The 17,215-nt window shown below is 61.8% G+C and carries 16 protein-coding genes; 13 read left to right on the plus strand and 3 right to left on the minus strand.

Going from position 1 to position 17,215, the window contains the following annotated elements:
* Positions 1–71 precede the first annotated feature (71 nt).
* Positions 72–557, plus strand: coding sequence for a class I SAM-dependent methyltransferase (locus ACVC7O_RS03985; RefSeq protein WP_458324792.1), 486 nt, complete (start codon positions 72–74; stop codon positions 555–557).
* Between the two features lie 66 nt (positions 558–623).
* On the plus strand, positions 624–2,714 hold the full coding sequence (locus tag ACVC7O_RS03990) for a 3-hydroxyacyl-CoA dehydrogenase NAD-binding domain-containing protein (RefSeq protein WP_458324793.1): 2,091 nt from the start codon (positions 624–626) through the stop codon (positions 2,712–2,714).
* Here ACVC7O_RS03990 and rpe read toward each other — a convergent pair.
* The gene (rpe, locus tag ACVC7O_RS03995; protein WP_458324794.1) at positions 2,705–3,394 is read right to left on the minus strand and encodes a ribulose-phosphate 3-epimerase; all 690 of its coding nucleotides are present in this window, start codon (positions 3,392–3,394) and stop codon (positions 2,705–2,707) included. The two genes, ACVC7O_RS03990 and rpe, sit on opposite strands and share 10 nt — an antisense overlap.
* 154 nt (positions 3,395–3,548) lie before the next feature.
* Here rpe and ACVC7O_RS04000 point away from each other — a divergent pair, with 154 nt between their 5' ends.
* From ACVC7O_RS04000 to ACVC7O_RS04015, 4 genes are all read left to right on the plus strand, one after another.
* A complete protein-coding gene (locus ACVC7O_RS04000) occupies positions 3,549–4,568 on the plus strand; it encodes an ABC transporter substrate-binding protein (RefSeq protein WP_458324795.1) in 1,020 nt (339 codons plus the stop codon).
* Positions 4,569–4,573: 5 nt separating this feature from the next.
* Complete coding sequence (locus ACVC7O_RS04005) at positions 4,574–5,341, plus strand: ABC transporter ATP-binding protein (RefSeq protein ID WP_458324796.1); 768 nt, start codon at positions 4,574–4,576, stop codon at positions 5,339–5,341.
* Positions 5,319–6,128 carry an ABC transporter permease gene (locus tag ACVC7O_RS04010; protein WP_458324797.1) on the plus strand — a complete coding sequence of 270 codons (810 nt, stop codon included), beginning with the start codon at positions 5,319–5,321 and terminating at the stop codon, positions 6,126–6,128. Before ACVC7O_RS04005 ends, ACVC7O_RS04010 begins: the two co-directional genes overlap by 23 nt.
* A 90-nt stretch (positions 6,129–6,218) precedes the next feature.
* Positions 6,219–6,755, plus strand: coding sequence for a peroxiredoxin-like family protein (locus tag ACVC7O_RS04015; RefSeq protein WP_458324798.1), 537 nt, complete (start codon positions 6,219–6,221; stop codon positions 6,753–6,755).
* 79 nt (positions 6,756–6,834) lie between these two features.
* Here the strand turns inward: ACVC7O_RS04015 and ACVC7O_RS04020 are convergent, their stop codons facing one another.
* Both ACVC7O_RS04020 and ACVC7O_RS04025 read right to left on the minus strand, forming a co-directional pair.
* Entirely contained in the window at positions 6,835–8,529 is a 1,695-nt protein-coding gene (locus ACVC7O_RS04020; RefSeq protein ID WP_458324799.1) for an AMP-binding protein, read from the minus strand.
* A gap of 9 nt (positions 8,530–8,538) precedes the next feature.
* Complete coding sequence (locus ACVC7O_RS04025) at positions 8,539–9,411, minus strand: MurR/RpiR family transcriptional regulator (RefSeq protein WP_458324800.1); 873 nt, start codon at positions 9,409–9,411, stop codon at positions 8,539–8,541.
* A gap of 120 nt (positions 9,412–9,531) precedes the next feature.
* Between ACVC7O_RS04025 and ACVC7O_RS04030 the strand changes: the two genes are divergently transcribed.
* The 7 genes from ACVC7O_RS04030 (at position 9,532) to ACVC7O_RS04060 (ending at position 17,215) form a co-directional block, all read left to right on the plus strand.
* Positions 9,532–10,296, plus strand: coding sequence for an N-formylglutamate amidohydrolase (locus ACVC7O_RS04030; RefSeq protein ID WP_458324801.1), 765 nt, complete (start codon positions 9,532–9,534; stop codon positions 10,294–10,296).
* A 62-nt stretch (positions 10,297–10,358) separates the two neighbouring features.
* Positions 10,359–10,871, plus strand: coding sequence for a TRAP transporter small permease subunit (locus tag ACVC7O_RS04035; protein WP_458326034.1), 513 nt, complete (start codon positions 10,359–10,361; stop codon positions 10,869–10,871).
* Positions 10,861–12,183 (plus strand): TRAP transporter large permease, encoded by a 1,323-nt coding sequence (locus ACVC7O_RS04040; protein WP_458324802.1) that lies wholly within the window; start codon positions 10,861–10,863, stop codon positions 12,181–12,183. Before ACVC7O_RS04035 ends, ACVC7O_RS04040 begins: the two co-directional genes overlap by 11 nt.
* A 49-nt stretch (positions 12,184–12,232) precedes the next feature.
* Entirely contained in the window at positions 12,233–13,267 is a 1,035-nt protein-coding gene (locus ACVC7O_RS04045; RefSeq protein WP_458324803.1) for a TRAP transporter substrate-binding protein, read from the plus strand.
* A gap of 56 nt (positions 13,268–13,323) precedes the next feature.
* The gene (locus tag ACVC7O_RS04050) at positions 13,324–14,688 is read left to right on the plus strand and encodes a glutamine synthetase family protein (protein WP_458324804.1); all 1,365 of its coding nucleotides are present in this window, start codon (positions 13,324–13,326) and stop codon (positions 14,686–14,688) included.
* Between the two features lie 3 nt (positions 14,689–14,691).
* Positions 14,692–16,065, plus strand: coding sequence for an aldehyde dehydrogenase family protein (locus ACVC7O_RS04055; protein ID WP_458324805.1), 1,374 nt, complete (start codon positions 14,692–14,694; stop codon positions 16,063–16,065).
* 4 nt (positions 16,066–16,069) lie between these two features.
* Positions 16,070–17,215 (plus strand): iron-containing alcohol dehydrogenase, encoded by a 1,146-nt coding sequence (locus ACVC7O_RS04060; RefSeq protein ID WP_458324806.1) that lies wholly within the window; start codon positions 16,070–16,072, stop codon positions 17,213–17,215.

Below are 17,215 nucleotides of genomic sequence, written 5' to 3' on the forward strand. Positions count from 1 at the left end.
GAGCGGCTTTCGACTGGTGGTTTTGAACAAAAAGAGGCATCTGAAGATGAAGGTTTTGTTAAGGAGTGGCCATGAGCCGTCTGGATCTCTTCATCGACCGCATGGTGTCGCAGCGGGCCTGTTTGAATCACGCGGCTGCTCTCGTGCGCGAGATGACTGGTCCCGTGTTCGAGCTCGGGCTGGGCAATGGTCGCACCTATCATCATATATGCAGCATCCTGCCGCCGCGCGACATCTATGTTTTCGAGCGGGCCGTGGCCTCGCACCCGGACAGCACCCCACCCGACGACCGTGTGGTGCTGGGCGATGTGTTCGAGACGCTGCCTGAAGCGTTGGATCGGTTCGGGCCAACGGCGCGGCTGATCCACGCGGACCTTGGCGGGCACAATGCCGAGAAGAATGACATCTTTGCCCGCAAGATCTCGCCCGTGATCGCGCCGCTGCTCGCGCCCGGCGGGCTGATGGTGTCGAGCGACCGGATGTATTTTGACGATCTGACAGAGATCGCGCTGCCTGACGGCGCAGTATCGGGCCGCTGCTTTGTCTATCAACGCTGAGGGCCTTGCGCTTGCCCGGGTTCTGAGGAACCCTTGGCGGGCCGCGCAATTCTGAAAGGCCCACTGATGACCGAGATGATCGCATATGAGACCCATGGCGATGTGGCGGTGCTGCGCCTGCAGAACCCACCCGTGAACGCGCTCAGCCACGCGGTGCGCCAGGGTCTGATGCACGGCATGGACCGGGCCGAGGCGGACCCGGACGTGCGAGCGGTGCTGATCGTCGGTGACGGTCGCGCCTTCATCGCCGGGGCAGATATCAAGGAGTTTGGCAAGCCACCGCTGGAGCCACATCTGCCAGACGTGTGCAACCGGATCGAGGCCTCGCCGCTTCTGGTGGTGGCGTCAATGCATGGCGTCAGTTTGGGTGGTGGTTTAGAAGTGGCACTGTCAGCGCACTACCGCATCGCCCAGCCGGACGCGCGGGTGGGCCTGCCCGAGGTGCATCTGGGCTTGATCCCCGGCGCGGGCGGCACCCAGCGATTGCCGCGCCTGACCGGTGCGGAGCCAGCCATTGAAGTGATCACCAGCGGGCGGCATGTTCCTGCAGATGAGGCCGCGCGTCTCCGCGTCATTGACCGGGTTGAGGCGGGGGACCCTCAGGAGGTTGGGATCGCCTACACCCAGGCGTTGCTAGAGAGCGGCGCCAAACCGCGCCCGGTCAGCGAGATGCCCCCGCCTGCCCCCATCGATTGGGACGCGACCTATGCGCGTGTGCTGAAGAAAGGCCGCGGACAGCTTTCACCCGCGCAGGCGGTGCGCGCGGTGCAGGCCAGCGTCGAGTTGCCCTTCGCCGAAGGGCTGGCAGCGGAGCGCCGGATGTTCCGGGACTTGATGGAGACCGATCAGCGACAGGGCATGATCCATGCGTTTTTCTCTGAACGGGCAGTCAGCAATCTGCCCGAGCTGAAGTCGGTGGAGCCGCGAGCCGTCGACCTGATCGGCGTGATCGGCGGCGGAACGATGGGCGCAGGCATCGCCACCTCGGCTTTGCTGGCGGGGCTGCAGGTCGTGCTGGTCGAACGCGGCCAGACGGCGGCAGACGCCGCGCGCGGGCGCGTCGCCGACAATCTCGCGGGGGCACTCAAGCGGGGCAAACTTACCCAGGAGCGGCACGATGCCTTGCTGTCGGAGGCTTTGCAGGTGGCGACGGATTATGCCGCGCTGTCAGACGCCGATGTGGTCATCGAAGCGGTTTTCGAGGATATGGCGGTGAAGGCTGCGGTGTTTGCCGAGCTCGATGCCGTCTGTAAGCCCGGCGCGGTCCTGGCGACAAACACATCCTATCTCGACATCAACGAGATCGCGGCGAAGACGTCGCGGCCCGCCGACGTGATCGGGCTACATTTCTTCTCGCCCGCTCATGTGATGAAGCTCCTGGAAGTGGTTGTGCCCGACCAGACCACGCCTGATGTTGTGGCGACCGGGTTTGCGCTCGGCAAACGCATGGGCAAGGTGTCGGTGCGCTCGGGCGTCTGTGATGGCTTCATTGGCAACCGGATCATGCGCGCCTATCGAACGGCGGCCGATCACATGGTGCTTGAGGGGGCCACACCCTTCGAGATTGACGATGCGCTGACCGACTTTGGATTTGCGATGGGGCCCTTTGCGGTCTCCGATCTCGCGGGGCTCGATATCGCCTGGGCGATGCGCAAACGCCTGGCGCCCACGCGCGATCCGCGCGAACGGGTTGGGCGCTATCCCGACAAGCTGTGTGAGGCGGGGCAGTTCGGGCGCAAGACTGGCAAAGGGTTTTACCTCTATGACGCCGGCGATGTTGTGCCGAACTCGGAGGTCATGGAGCTGGTCACCGCCGAGCGAGCAGAGCGCGGCATCACCCCACGCAGCTTCTCAGCCGAGGAGATTCAGCGCAGGTACATGGCCGCGATGGTCAATGTGGCGGCGAAGATCGTTGGCGAAGGCATTGCACGGCGGCCTTTGGACGTCGATATGGTGCTGCTCTTCGGCTACGGGTTTCCGCGGTATCACGGTGGGCCGCTGAAATGGGCGGACCTGCAGGGCGTTGAGGCGGTGCTGGCGGACATCCAGCGCTATGCGGAGGAGGATGCCTTCTTCTGGCGGCCCGCGCCGCTGTTGCAGCAGATCGTGGCAGACGGGCGCCGTTTCGACGATCTGAACAAGGAGCCTCAGACGTAGGTGCCCGCCGCGGCCTCACGGATTGCACGAATGTTCTCGCCATAGGGCGCCGGGTCGCTGACCGAGCCGCCGCGGAAGACGGCGGAGCCTGCCACCAGTACATCGGCGCCTGCCTTGGCGACCAGCGGCGCCGTCATCGGGTCCACGCCGCCGTCAATCTCGATATGGACAGGTCGGTCGCCGATCATCTCGCGCAGGGTTCGAATTTTGGCAGTCATGTCGATGAACTTCTGTCCGCCAAAGCCCGGGTTCACGGTCATCACGCAGATGAGGTCCACGCTGTCGATCAGCTCCGCAACTGCACTGGCTGGCGTGCCGGGGTTCAGCGCCACGCCCGCCTTGGCGCCCGCGCCACGGATCGCCTGCAGTGTCCGGTGGATATGCGCGCCTGCTTCCACATGGGCCGTAATCACATCCGCCCCCGCCTGCGCAAAGGCGTCGATGTAAGGATCGACCGGCGCGATCATCAGGTGCACGTCCATCACACCCTTGATATGGGGTCGGATCGCCGCACAGGTTGCCGGGCCAAAGGTGATATTAGGCACGAAATGCCCGTCCATCACGTCCACATGCACCCAATCAGCACCCTGGGCCTCGATGGCCTCACATTCCGCGCCGAAATTGGCGAAATCAGCGGCGAGGATCGACGGGGCGATCTTGATGGAGCGATCGAAGGACATGGGCGCACCTTTGGTCATTGCAGGGGTCATGCGCGCTATAGCGGGCGCGGCCGGCGTGAAGCAAGGGCCGTTTGGGCGCTTGCAGCGGTCGTGTCGTCAGGTAAGCTTTGTATTGCAGGGCCGGACCACTGCCCACGGGATCAGGGAGGATACCATGCCACATCTTAACCGCCGCGATGTTCTTGGGTCGATGGGGGCAGCGACAGTGCTCGGGCTGGCAGCGCCTGCCTATGCGGCAGGGCGCAAGATTACGGTCGGTGCGCTGCGGTTTACCAGCCACTCGGGTAGCTTTGTCGCGTTCGAGCGGGGGTATTTCGCTGAGGCTGGGCTCGAAGTGGAGCTGAAGTTCTTTCAGGCGGCGCAACCTATGGCGGTGGCGATTGCGAGCGGCGATGTCGACTATGCGGTGACCGCGATCTCGGGCGGGCTCGTGTCGCTCGCCGACAAGGGTGCGATCAAGGTGATCGGCGGCGCGCTGTCCGAGGAGCAGGGCATCGACGGGCAGAAGATCCTCGCGAGCGACGCCGCCTTCCAGGCCGGTTTGACCTCGCCAGAAGCGCTGGATGGCAAGAGCTTTGGCATGTCGACCGCCGGTTCCTCCTTCCACTACATGGGGTCCAAGGTTGCGGAGGCCGAGGGGGCGTCGCTGTCGTTCAAACCACTGCAGAAGGTGGGCGCGATCATCGGGGCGCTGAAGTCGGGCCAGATCGACGCGTGGTCGATCGTGCCGCATATCGCCAAGCCGCTGGCGGCCTCGGGCGCCGTGCATATCATTGGCGACATTGCTGATTATCTTCCCGACTATCAGGTCACGACGGTCTTCACTTCGGCGGGGAACGCGGCGAACGAGCGGGAGATGACAGGGGACTATCTCGCGGCCTATTCGCGCGGCGTGGCGGACTACAACGCCACGATGATTGCACAGGAGAGCGGGCAGGACGGCATCGACGGGATGGTCGATCTCATCCACAAATATGTCTATACCGACCGCCCGCGAGACAAGGCGGCGCCATCGATCATCAACGGAACCATGCGGCTGAACGAAGGCGCGGCGCTGAACGTGGCGTCTGTCCGAGATCAACTAGAGTGGTTCCAGTCCGAAGGGCTGGTGGACGCGGATATCCCGCTGGAGACGCTGCTCGATACCTCCTATGTCCAGACGGTTGGCAGCTGACATCGATGGAATTACGCCTGCAGGGAGTTGGCCACAGCTATGCAGGCCGCGAGGTGCTGCGCGGCATTGATCTGGAGGTCCCCGAGGGCGAGATCGTGTGTATTGTCGGGCCCTCGGGCTGTGGCAAGTCCACCTTGTTGCGCATGATGGGCGGGTTGGAAGAGCCTCAGCGCGGTGAGGTGCTGCAGGTTGGGCGGTCACCGGAGGGGTGCTTGAACCCGCTCACCTTCATTTTCCAGGACTTTGCTCTTCTTCCGTGGCGAACGGTCGCGGGAAACGTGTCACTGGTGCTGGAAGACCACCCGATCAGCCGGTCGGAGATGCGGACAAAGGTCGCCGACGTGTTGGGCCGCACGCGGCTTACGGAGTTCGCCGATGCTTTGCCGCGGCAGCTCTCGGGCGGGATGAAACAACGGGTGGCAATTGCGCGGGCCCTGGTGGTGAAACCCGCCGTCATGCTGATGGATGAGCCGCTCTCCGCACTCGACAGCCAGACGCGCGAGTTGCTGATGGACGATTTGATCAACCTGTGGACAAGGACGCCATTTACAGCAGTTTATGTCACGCACAACTTGGCCGAGGCCGTGCGACTGGGGCACCGCATCGTGGTCCTCTCGCGCAGGCCTGGTGAGGTGCGTGAGGTGGTCAAGCTCGAAAAACCGCTCGCCGAACGCGGTTATGGCGATGCGGATTTGGAAGCGCAGCAAAAGCACCTCTGGGAGCTGATGCGGGCCGAAGCCGCTGCCGCGGATGCCGAGCTTGTCCGTGGATAAATCTGCACAAAAAGTTGCATTTAGAGGGGGTGGTTTTGCACCTCAGCGCCGCAGATGGGTGGGCTTCGCCGTCTTCGCGGTACTGCTTCTGCTGGCCGAATGGGGCACGCGGACGGGTGTTATTTCGCCGCTCACATTGCCCCGTCCGACGGATGTTTTGCAAACCTTCGCAGAGCTTTACAGCTCGGGGCTCTTGTTCCAACACCTCATTCCGTCCCTTCTGCGTCTGTTGGTTGGTGCGGCGTTGGGCGCGTCGCTGGGGATAGGTGTGGGTCTTCTGATCGGATTGTTCTCTTTTGTGCGCGCGGGTCTGGTGCCATTGGTTGCCGCGATCTTTCCAATCCCGAAGATCGCGCTCTTGCCGCTCTTCGTGATCTGGTTCGGGATCGACGAAGGTAGCAAATATGCTCTGATCGCATTTGGCACCTTCACGCCCACGGTTGTGGCGACGTTTGCGGCTGTGGATAACGTGGATCGTACGCTGATCCGCATGGGGCAGAGCTTTGGGCTGAGCTGGCTCAGCATCGTGCGCAAGATCGTGCTGCCCGGGGCGATGCCCGGTATCCTCGCCGGGCTCCGGATCAGCCTCGCGATTGCGATCATCCTGCTCGTGGCGGCGGAGATGCTGGGGGCCGAGTATGGAATTGGCGCCTATATTCTGGAAGCGGGGTCGCTCTATGATCTGGAACGGCTCTTTGCCGGCGTGGTGATCCTGTCGGTTTTGGGTGTCCTGGTGAGCGCGGTGATCGGAGCCATCGAGCGACGCCTGCTCGACTGGCGCACTTGAGACGGCACAAGGGATCGTGAACGGAGCCCGCTGGTCATTGTCCGGATTTCGTGAAACCAAATCGGCACATTTGATGAAGGAGACCCACCCATGCTGCTGCCCCGCCAGAAAACACCCGATCTTCAACTGCCCCTGCTTGGCGGCGGAACCTTCGATCTTGCGAGTGATGGATCAGAGCGGGGTACGGTTGTCTGTTTCTATCGCGGGCTTCACTGTCCGCTGTGTGCGACCTATTTGGCAGAACTGGAAAAGCGCACGCCGGAGTTTGCTGAACGCGGCGTGAAGACCGTTGCGATCAGTAGCGATGGGGAAGAGCGCACGCAGGCGATGGCGGACAAAATCTCGGCCAAGGCGCTGCGGTTCGGTTACGACCTGTCGCTGGCCAAGGCGAAGGAGTGGGGGCTCTATATCTCGACCTCGCGCGGTAAGACGTCGATCGGGATCGAAGAGCCTGCGCTTTTCTCCGAGCCGGGGCTGTTCATGGTGACGCCGCAGCAGACGCTCTATTACGGATCGGTGCAGACGATGCCCTTCGTCCGCCCGCATTTTTCGGAGCTGGTCGGTGCGCTCGATTTCGCCATCAGCAACGATTACCCGGCGCGCGGCGAATACACCGGCGCTGTCTAGTCGCGCGGCTGGCGCCGCATGACATGTCCCGGGCATCTCCTTTCAGGATATGCCCGGTGCTGGCACACGACGGCACCTCTCAGGTCACTTTGGCGAGGTCAGCAACCATCTGATCCCGCATAATGAATTTTTGCGGTTTGCCCGTCACGGTCATCGGCAGCTCCGATTTGAGGTGGACATGTGCGGGAACCTTGAAGTGCGCGATATTGTCCTTGCAGAACTGTTTTATGTTCTGCGATGTCGCCGTGGCTTTGTCATGCAGAACAACCCAGGCGCAGACGATCTCGCCCAGTGTATCGTCCGGGATGCCGAAGACCTGCGCTTGTGCAATGTCGGGGTGCGTGTAGAGGAACTCTTCGATCTCGCGGGGGTAGATGTTCTCGCCGCCGCGCAGGATCATGTCTTTGACCCGACCAGTGATCGCACAATAACCCTCAGCGTCCAGCGTGGCGAGATCACCAGTATGCATCCAACCGTCCGCATCGATGCACTGGACTGTTTTGGCCTCTTCGCCCCAATAGCCTTTCATCACGGAGTAACCGCGTGTGAGCAGCTCCCCCTGAGTGCCAACCGGCACGGTCTGTCCGTCGGCATCGACGATCCGAACCTCTACATGCGGGTGGATGCGCCCCACTGATGAGACGCGTTGGTCGAGCGGGTCATCCACGTTGCTCTGGAAGGAGACGGGTGAGGTTTCGGTCATGCCGTAGGCGATGGTGACCCCGGTCATATGCATCTGCGATTGCACCTGTTTCATGACCTCGCGCGGACAGGGGGCGCCGGCCATGATGCCCGTGCGCAGGGTGCTGAGGTCGAAACTTTCGAAGTCGGGCAGGGCAAGTTGGGTTACGAACATCGTTGGAACGCCGTAGAGCGCGGTGCAGCGCTCCTCCGACACGGCGCGCAGAATGGCATCGGGCTCGAACCCTTCGCCGGGGATCACCATCGTGGCTCCTTTGGTCACGCAACCGAGCGTGCCCATGACCATGCCGAAACAGTGATAGAAGGGCACGGGGATACAGAGCTTGTCCGCTTCGGTGAGCTCAAGCGTCCGGGTCACGAAATGTGCGTTGTTGACGATGTTGTGGTGTGTGAGGCTTGCGCCTTTCGGGCTGCCGGTGGTGCCGGAGGTGAACTGGATGTTGATGATGTCCTGCGGATCAAGCGCGGCGGTGAGAGTGTCCAGATCAGCCTTGGTTGCGGTCCCACGCGCACAAATCGCGTCGAAGCCGAGCATACCCTCTGGGACATCGCCGCCCATCACCAGCACATGGCGCAGGTGCGGCAGGCGGTCAGCCTTGAGAGGTCCGGACGACCTTGCAAACTCAGGGGCCAGAGCTTGCAACATTCCGGTGTAATCGCTGGATTTGAAGGAGCGTGCGGTGACCAGAGCTTTGCAGCCGACGGCATTCAATGCGTATTCCAACTCGGACAAACGGTAGGCCGGGTTGATACAGACCAGGATTGCGCCGATGCGCGCCGTGGCAAACTGTGTCAGCAGCCATTCGGCCCGGTTGGGCGACCATATGCCAACGCGGTCCTCCCTTTCGATCCCGAGGGTCAGCAGGCCTGCAGCCAGGCGGTCCACCTCGTGGCTCAACTCTGCATAGGACCAGCGGATGCCTTGCGCGCGGAAGATGGCGGCGGGGTGGTCGGGCAACCGCGCTGTTGTTTGCGCGAGAAGATCGGGCAGCGTGATGTTCAGAAGTGGTTCGGACGTATCTCCGATGACATGGGAGAGGCCGTCGCGTGGGGTTCTGTCATGCTCGGTCACAGAGCCTCCTCAGGTAAATTTGCGGAAGAGTTTGGTCTGATCGAACATGTCTTCCAGCGTTTGCATGCGGTCTTTCGTGTCGGTCCAGGACAGATCCTGCACCGCTGCGATCAGGGTTTCCACCAGCAAGAGTGTTGTCGCCGCGGAGTCCCAGGCCGAGGGCACGACAATACGACTGGAGAAGCAGATGTCGGCCAGGCTGTGAACCGGCGAGCGCCACTGGTCGGTGAAGAGAATGATCCGGGCGCCGCGGCTGCGCGCCATTTCGGCCAGTTTCAGCGTGTTGCTCTCATAGCGGCGGACATCGAAGATTACGAAGGTATCGCCGTCTTTCACGTCGAGCAGATAGTGCGGCCAGGCGTTCGAAGTGGATTGGATGTGAATGACGTCCGGGCGGATCATCTGCATGTGCAGGAAGAGGTATTCGGCCATCGTGTGGGTGATGCGGCCTCCCACGATGTGCAGCCGCGAGGTGCTGTCGGCGAGTTGCGCGCAGGCGGTGTCGAAATCATCGGTGTCGATCTGGGCCAGCGAATGACGAATGTTGCCGATCACCGCTTCGGTGAAGCGGTTAAGCATATGTTCTTCAGGCGCGCCTTCAGCCCAGGTGTCATGCTTGGCGATAGGGCCGCTGAGCTGCGCCTTGAGCTCGTCGCGCAGATCGGCCTGAAACTCCGGGTAGCCTTTGAATCCCAGCTTCTGCACCATTCGCGCCACCGTCGGCGTCGAGACATCGGCATCCTGCGCGAGTGAGGCGATGGGCCCAAGGCCGGACGCGGGGTAGTTTTCGAGGATCGCATCGGCCAGTTGCCGCTCGGCCCTCGTCAGGGTTTCCAGCCGCGCCTGAATACGGTCTGCGATGGTCAATGTGGCGTCATGCACGGGCTGTGCCTTCGTTTTGACGGGTTTTATTACAGAAGACTTCAATCTGAACGAATGCTTTCATTATTGTGTTGACAGAATCCGGATCCGGCAAGACATTTGTGCGAGACCGGGGGCGAAATGTCTGATCAAAACCGCAGATATGGCGATGATGCAGCGGTGCGCGTGACGCGTGGGCAAGCCGCGTCGGGGATCGTTTTAGTATGTGAACATGCCAGCCACCATATGCCGGATGCGCTTGCACATTTGGGGTTGCCGGAAGAGATGCGACAGGGCCACGCCGCATGGGACCCAGGCGCGTTGGGCGTGGCCGAAGGACTCTCGGAGCTTTTGGATGCACCGCTCGTCGCAGGTGGGGTGTCGCGGCTTGTCTATGATTGCAACCGTCCGCCTGAGGCACCTTCGGCGATTTTGGAGCAGAGCGAGGGCCGTGATATTCCGGGGAATATTGGGCTGAGCTATCAGGACCGGGCGGATCGGGTAGCGCGGTATTATCTGCCTTTTGAGGCTGCAGTGCGAGAGACGATGGCAGCGGCGAAGGCACGCGTTCTGGTCACGGTGCACAGCTTTACACCTGTCTTCATGGGGGTGTCGCGGGCTGTCGAGATTGGGATCCTGCATGATGACGATACTCGGTTGGCCGATGCCATGCTGGCCACCTGTGCGCGGCACACCACCTTTCTTGTGGAGCGCAACGCGCCTTACGGCGCGCAGGACGGGGTGATGCACACGCTGCGGCTGCACGGCCTCACGCGCGGGATTCCGAATGTCATGATCGAAGTACGCAACGATCTGATCGCGACGCCGGAGGCACAGGCCGAGATGGCGCAGATGCTGGCCGGTTGGATCAGCGAGAGCCTTGGTGCGCTGGAGGCTGCCGCGTGAGGCGGGTCGCTGGACTCTACGTGCGCTGGGTCGATACGGTGAACTACCGGATCGGGCGCGTGATGATGTATGGCATCTTCGTGATGATGGCGATCCTGCTGTGGTCGTCGATCTCAAAGACTTTCTTTCTACCTACGCTCTGGACGCTTGAGATGGCGCAATTCGCCATGGTTGCCTACTACATCACCGGCGGGCCTTACGCGATGCAGCTGGGCGCCAATGTGCGGATGGATCTGTTCTATCACGACTGGTCGGTGCGCAAAAAAGCGTGGTTTGACGCCTTCACCGTGCTGCTGCTGATCTTCTATCTTGGCGTGCTGCTTTACGGCGCTCTGGGATCGACCGCCTATTCGCTGGGGTACTGGGGGCAGGAGCCTTTGGCCTATTTCGCGGGGCTTCTGGTGGGTACCGAAGAGGTGGGGCGGCTGGAGCGCTCCAGCACCGCCTGGCGGCCCTATATCTGGCCGATCAAGGCGGTGATGATCCTCGGGTTCTTCCTGATGCTGCTGCAGGCGATTTCCGAGCTGATCAAGGACATTGCGACGATCCGGGAGGTCGATCTCAATGTCGTATGAGCTGATTGCGATCCTGATGTTTGCGTCGATGATGCTGATGCTCATGACCGGGCAGCGGGTCTTCGGCGCCATCGGCGGTGTGGCAGCCTTGGCCGCGATCCTGCTGTGGGATCCGGGTGGGTCGAATATTCCCTTTTCGGCGGCGATGAAGCTGATGAAGTGGTACCCGCTGCTCACGCTGCCGATGTTCATTTTCATGGGCTACGTGCTGTCGGAATCGAAGATCGCCGATGATCTCTACCATATGTTCCATGTGTGGATGGGGCCGGTTTCGGGCGGGTTGGCGATTGGCACGATTGGGCTGATGGTGTTAGTCTCGGCAATGAACGGGCTGAGCGTCGCGGGTATGGCCATTGGCGCGACAATTGCTTTGCCGGAGCTTTTGCGGCGCGGGTACGACAAGCGGATGGTCACGGGCGTTATTCAGGCCGGGTCAAGTTTGGGTATTCTGGTGCCGCCCTCAGTGGTGCTCGTGCTCTACGCGATGATCGCCCGGCAGCCGGTGGGGCAACTGTGGCTGGCCGGTGTGGTGCCGGGGCTGATGATGGCGGCGGCCTTCATTCTCTACATCTACTTGCGGTGCAAGGCGAACCCGGCGCTCGGCCCCGTGCTGCCCGCTGAAGAGCGCACTGTGCCGATGGTCGAAAAGCTGCGCTTGCTGCGCGCAGGGCTGCTGCCCATCGTCATTTTTGCCGCGATGATGATGCCCTTCGTGAACGGCTGGACAAGCCTGGTGGAAAGCTCGGCCATCGGGGCGCTGACGGCCTTTGCGGCGGCGGTGCTGAAGGGCCGCATGACCCGCGAGGTCTTCGAGGTCTCGGTGCGGCAGACCCTTGCGATCTCCTGCATGTTCATGTGGATCATTCTCGCGGCCCTGGGGTTTGGTGCGGTTTTCGACGGGTTGGGTGCGGTTAAAGCCATCGATCAGCTCTTTACAGAACAGCTGGGCCTGAACCCCTGGATGATCCTGATCCTGATGCAGCTATCCTTCCTGCTGATGGGCACCTTCCTCGATGACACCGCGATGTTGGTGATTGTCGCGCCCCTCTATGTGCCGTTGGTGGCCGCCCTTGGCTTCGATCTAATCTGGTACGGCGTGCTCTACACGATCACCACGCAGATCGCCTATATGACGCCGCCTTTCGGCTATAACCTCTTCCTGATGCGCGCCATGGCGCCGCCCCAAATCACGCTCAAGGACATCTACGGCTCGATCCTGCCCTTTGTGATCGTGATGATTGGCTGTCTGGCCCTGATCATGACCTTCCCGCAGATCGCGCTGTGGCTGCCAGAGTATGTTTACGGAAAATAATCACGACCCCGGCTGACCGGGGCATTCATCTCAACAAGGAGTAAGACCTATGACCACAAGACGTAAGTTTCTCACAAGCGCTGCGGCGGGCGCGGCAGCAGCCCCGTTGGCCGCCCCGGCGTTGGCGCAGGGCACCATCCAATGGCGGATGCAGACCTATGCGGGCCCGGCGCTCGCCGAGCACGTGATCAAACCCGCCATCGACAGCTTCAACAAGATCGCGGGCGACCGGATGCAGATCGAGCTGTTCTTTGCGGATCAACTGGTGCCGACGGGTGAGCTCTTCCGCGCGATGCAAAACGGCACCATCGACGCGGTGCAGTCCGATGATGACTCGATGGCCTCGCCCACCGAAGTCACCGTTTTTGGCGGCTATTTCCCCTTCGCCTCGCGCTACTCGCTCGATGTGCCGGTGCTCTTCAACCAGTACGGCCTGAACGAAATCTGGGATCAGGAATACTCCGCCGTTGGTGTGAAACACCTCAGCGCAGGCGCATGGGACCCGTGCCATTTCGCCACAAAGGACCCGATCCGCAGCCTCGAAGACCTCAAGGGCAAGCGCGTCTTTACCTTCCCAACTGCAGGGCGGTTCCTGACGCAATTCGGTGTGGTCCCCGTGACCCTGCCATGGGAAGATATCGAAGTGGCCGTGCAAACCGGTGAGCTCGACGGCATCGCGTGGTCCGGCATCACCGAGGACTACACCGTCGGCTGGGCGGATGTGACCAACTACTTCCTGACCAACAACATCTCGGGCGCTTGGGCGGGCTCCTTCTTTGCCAATATGGAAAGCTACAATGCGCTGCCCGATGACCTGAAAGAGCTGTTGAAGGTCTGCATGGACCAGTCGCACTACTACCGCCAGTGGTGGTACTGGGGCGGCGAAGCCAATCTGCGCGTGAACGGCACCAAGATGGAGCTGACCTCGATCCCCGATGCCGAATGGCAGCAGGTTGAGGACGCGGCGCTCAAATTCTGGGACGAGATCGCGGCAGAAAGCGAGACCAAGGCGAAGGTCGTTGAGATCTTCAAGCAATACAACGCCGATATGGTCAAGGCCGGGCGGCCCTACCGCTACGGCTAACCCTTCTTGGGGGCGGCGCGCGTCGCCCCCGACCCCTTTTGCAAACGGACACTCCCATGGCAGGCACACTGAGCTTTGAGCAGTTGAAATCGCAGGTGGTGGAGGGCGTGATCGACACGGTTCTGGTCTGCTTTGTGGACATGCAGGGCCGGTTGATGGGCAAACGCTTTCACGCCGCGAATTTCATCGACCACTCCCATGCCGAGACCCATTGCTGCAACTACCTGCTGGCCACCGATCTGGAGATGGCCACGCCCGACGGCTATGCCAGCACCTCCTGGCAGGCAGGCTATGGCGACTATGTGATGCGCCCTGATCTGAGCACGATCCGACCCATGCCCTGGCTGGAGGGGACAGCGATGGTGCTCTGCGATGTCCTCGATCACCACACGCATGAGCCGGTGCCCCATGACCCGCGTGCGGTGCTGAAACGCCAGGTGGCGCGGCTGGCCGAGATGGGCTTTGACGCGATGATGGCGACGGAGTTGGAGTTCTTCCTCTTTGAGAAGAGCTATGATGAGATCCGCAAATCTGGCTTCCGCGATCTGGCTCCGATCAGCGGGTACAATGAGGACTACCATATCCTGCAGACCACCAAGGAAGAAGGGATCATGCGTCCGCTGCGCAATCACCTCTATGCCGCTGGCGTGCCGGTTGAAAACACCAAGGGGGAAGCCGAGACGGGGCAGGAGGAACTGAACATCCGCTATGCCGCAGCACTCGACTGCGCCGATCACCACAGCATTGCGAAACACGCTGTGAAAGAGATTGCCTGGCAGCAAGGCCATGCCGCGAGTTTCCTGCCGAAATGGGTGGCGGACAAGGTGGGCAGCTCGTCCCACGTGCACCAGTCGCTCTGGCAGGGCGGCGAGGCGGCGTTTTACGACGCAGACGATGCCTTGGGCATGTCCCAGCTGATGAAACACTACATGGCCGGCCTGATCGCCTATGCGCCGGACTATACGTTCTTCCTCGCGCCTTACGTGAACAGCTATAAGAGGTTCGCCAAGGGCACCTTTGCGCCGACCAAAACCGTCTGGTCGGTGGACAACCGCACCGCAGGCTTCCGGCTCTGTGGCGAGGCGACCCGCGGCGTGCGCGTCGAATGCCGGATTGGCGGGTCTGACCTGAACCCCTACCTCGCGCAAGCCGCCATGCTGGCCGCGGGCATCAAGGGGATCGAGGACAAGCTGGAGCTGGCCCCGCCCACCAAGGGCGACGTCTATGAAGACGCCAAGGCCGCTGACATCCCGCAGACCCTACGCGCCGCCACCAAAACACTGCGCGGCTCCTCCATGCTGCGCGCGGCGATGGGGGACGACGTGGTCGACCATTACACCCGCTGCGCCGAATGGGAGCAGGAAGAATTTGACCGTGTCGTGACCGATTGGGAAATCGCGCGCGGCTTTGAAAGGGCCTGAGCCATGACCATCACCTGTATCTCGCCCATCGACGGCTCGGTCTATGCAACGCGGCCGGTGCTGACCGAATTCGAAGCGGCGGAAGCCGTGGCAAAGGGCAAAGCCGCGCAACTGGCGTGGGCCGCGCGCCCCTTGCAGGAGCGGATCGATCTGGTCCTGAAGGGCGTGGCCAATGTGGGCGCGATGAATGACGAGATCGTGCCCGAACTGGCCTGGCAGATGGGTCGCCCGGTGCGCTACGGCGGAGAGTTCGGAGGCTTTGAGGAGCGCGCAAGTTACATGGCCCGGATTGCTGAGGAAGCACTGGCTCCCCTCGCGTTGGAAGACAGCGGCGCGTTTCGCCGCATGATCAAACGCGTACCGCACGGGCTGGTGCTGGTCCTCGCCCCCTGGAACTACCCCTACATGACCGCGATCAACACCGTCGCGCCCGCGCTGATCGCGGGCAATGCGGTGATGCTGAAACACGCAAGCCAGACGCCGTTGGTGGGCGAACGCATGGCGCGCGCGTTCCACGAGGCGGGCGTGCCAGAAGAGGTATTCCAGAACGTCTTTCTGGACCACAAAACCACCTCCGCCCTGATCGCAGATCGCGCGTTTGGGTTTGTGAACTTTACCGGCTCGGTCGGTGGAGGACGTGCGATGGAGGTGGCGGCCTCTGGCACCTTCACCGGGCTGGGCTTGGAGCTGGGCGGGAAGGACCCCGGCTACGTCATGGACGACGCTGATGTCGAGGCAGCGGCGGAGACGCTGATTGACGGAGCCATGTTCAACTCTGGCCAGTGCTGCTGCGGGATCGAGCGGATCTATGTGGCGGAGCCTCTGTTCCAGACGTTTGTGGATAAGGCGGTCTCAATCGTCGAATCCTACAAGCTCGGCAACCCGCTGGACGCGGAGACAACCCTTGGCCCGATGGCGCAGGCGCGCTTTGCAGAGGATGTGCGGGCGCAGACAGCCGAGGCTTTAGAGGCAGGCGCCAAGGCTTTGATTGATAAATCGCTTTTCCCTGAGGATGGGGGTGCCTATCTCATGCCTCAGATCCTCGTGGGTGTGGATCATTCCATGCGCGTGATGCGCGAGGAAAGCTTTGGCCCGGTTGTGGGTATCATGCCGGTCAAAGACGATGCCGAAGCCATCCGGCTGATGAATGACAGCGCCTATGGGCTGACCGCCTCGCTCTGGACGCCGGACATCGCGCGGGCCGAAGCCATTGGCGACGCCATCGAGACGGGCACCGTCTTCATGAACCGGGCCGACTACCTCGATCCGGGCTTGTGCTGGACCGGCTGCAAGGATACCGGACGGGGCGGGGGGCTGTCGGTGATTGGCTATCACAATCTGACGCGCCCGAAATCTTACCACCTGAAGAAGGCCTGAGCCGATGACACTGACTGCCAATTGGTCCTACCCCACTGCCATCCGTTTCGGCGCCGGGCGCATCTCGGAGATTGCCGAGGCCTGTGCGGCAGCGGGCATCACCAAGCCCCTGCTGGTCACTGACAAAGGGCTGGCCGATCTGCCGATCACCCAGAACACGCTGGAACTGCTGACCTCCGCCGGTCTGGGCCGCGCGATGTTCTCGGATGTGGACCCGAACCCGACGGAGAAGAACGCCGAAGCCGGTGTTCGCATGTACCGGGACGGTGGGCACGATGGCGTGGTGGCCTTTGGCGGGGGCTCGGGGCTTGATCTCGGCAAGGTCATCGCCTTCATGGCCGGGCAAACGCGGCCTTTGTGGGATTTCGAGGACATCGGCGACTGGTGGACGCGTGCGGATGCAGACGCCATTGCGCCCATCGTTGCGGTGCCGACCACCGCCGGGACAGGCTCGGAAGTGGGGCGCGCCAGCGTGATTACCAATTCTGAGACGCATGAGAAGAAGATTATTTTCCATCCCAAAATCCTGCCGTCCGTGGTGATCTGTGACCCGGAGCTGACGGTGGGCATGCCGCCCGCGATCACCGCAGGCACCGGAATGGACGCTTTTGCCCATTGCTTGGAGGCCTATTGCTCGCCGCACTACCACCCGATGTCGCAGGGCATCGCGCTTGAGGGCATGAAGCTGGTCAAAGACAACCTTCTAACTGCCTATGAAGATGGAACGAATCTGGACGCGCGGGCGCACATGATGTCGGCGGCGGCGATGGGTGCGACAGCGTTCCAGAAGGGGCTGGGCGCCATCCACGCGCTGTCGCATCCCATCGGGGCGGTGCATCACACGCATCACGGCACCACAAATGCTGTCGTGATGCAGCAGGTGCTGATGTTCAACCGCCCAAAGGTACGCCGGCACCTCGCACGGGCGGCGAACTATCTCAGCATCTCGGGTGGATTCGATGGGTTCTATGCCTTTGTGGGCGATTTGAACCAGAAGTTGAGTATTCCAAAGTCTCTGACGGACTTGGGTGTAAAAGACGCCAACATCGATCAGCTTGTGACATCCGCGCTCCAAGATCCAAGTGTCGGTGGAAACCCTGTAAAGATGACGGCGAAGAACACCACTGAGCTGTTGGAGGCATGTTTCTGA

Source organism: Roseobacter cerffii (assembly GCF_054226325.1).

Bases quoted from the DNA above. Each gene is read 5' to 3' on its own strand.
- ACVC7O_RS04040 (WP_458324802.1), top strand. From the start codon at position 10,861: ATGTCGTATGAGCTGATTGCGATCCTGATGTTTGCGTCGATGATGCTG.
- ACVC7O_RS04055 (WP_458324805.1), top strand. From the start codon at position 14,692: ATGACCATCACCTGTATCTCGCCCATCGACGGCTCGGTCTATGCAACG.
- ACVC7O_RS03990 (WP_458324793.1), top strand. From the start codon at position 624: ATGACCGAGATGATCGCATATGAGACCCATGGCGATGTGGCGGTGCTG.
- ACVC7O_RS04005 (WP_458324796.1), top strand. From the start codon at position 4,574: ATGGAATTACGCCTGCAGGGAGTTGGCCACAGCTATGCAGGCCGCGAG.
- ACVC7O_RS03985 (WP_458324792.1), top strand. From the start codon at position 72: ATGAGCCGTCTGGATCTCTTCATCGACCGCATGGTGTCGCAGCGGGCC.
- ACVC7O_RS04010 (WP_458324797.1), top strand. From the start codon at position 5,319: ATGCCGAGCTTGTCCGTGGATAAATCTGCACAAAAAGTTGCATTTAGA.
- ACVC7O_RS04015 (WP_458324798.1), top strand. From the start codon at position 6,219: ATGCTGCTGCCCCGCCAGAAAACACCCGATCTTCAACTGCCCCTGCTT.
- ACVC7O_RS04045 (WP_458324803.1), top strand. From the start codon at position 12,233: ATGACCACAAGACGTAAGTTTCTCACAAGCGCTGCGGCGGGCGCGGCA.
- ACVC7O_RS04030 (WP_458324801.1), top strand. From the start codon at position 9,532: ATGTCTGATCAAAACCGCAGATATGGCGATGATGCAGCGGTGCGCGTG.
- ACVC7O_RS04000 (WP_458324795.1), top strand. From the start codon at position 3,549: ATGCCACATCTTAACCGCCGCGATGTTCTTGGGTCGATGGGGGCAGCG.
- ACVC7O_RS04035 (WP_458326034.1), top strand. From the start codon at position 10,359: ATGATGTATGGCATCTTCGTGATGATGGCGATCCTGCTGTGGTCGTCG.
- ACVC7O_RS04060 (WP_458324806.1), top strand. From the start codon at position 16,070: ATGACACTGACTGCCAATTGGTCCTACCCCACTGCCATCCGTTTCGGC.
- rpe (WP_458324794.1), bottom strand. From the start codon at position 3,394: ATGTCCTTCGATCGCTCCATCAAGATCGCCCCGTCGATCCTCGCCGCT.
- ACVC7O_RS04050 (WP_458324804.1), top strand. From the start codon at position 13,324: ATGGCAGGCACACTGAGCTTTGAGCAGTTGAAATCGCAGGTGGTGGAG.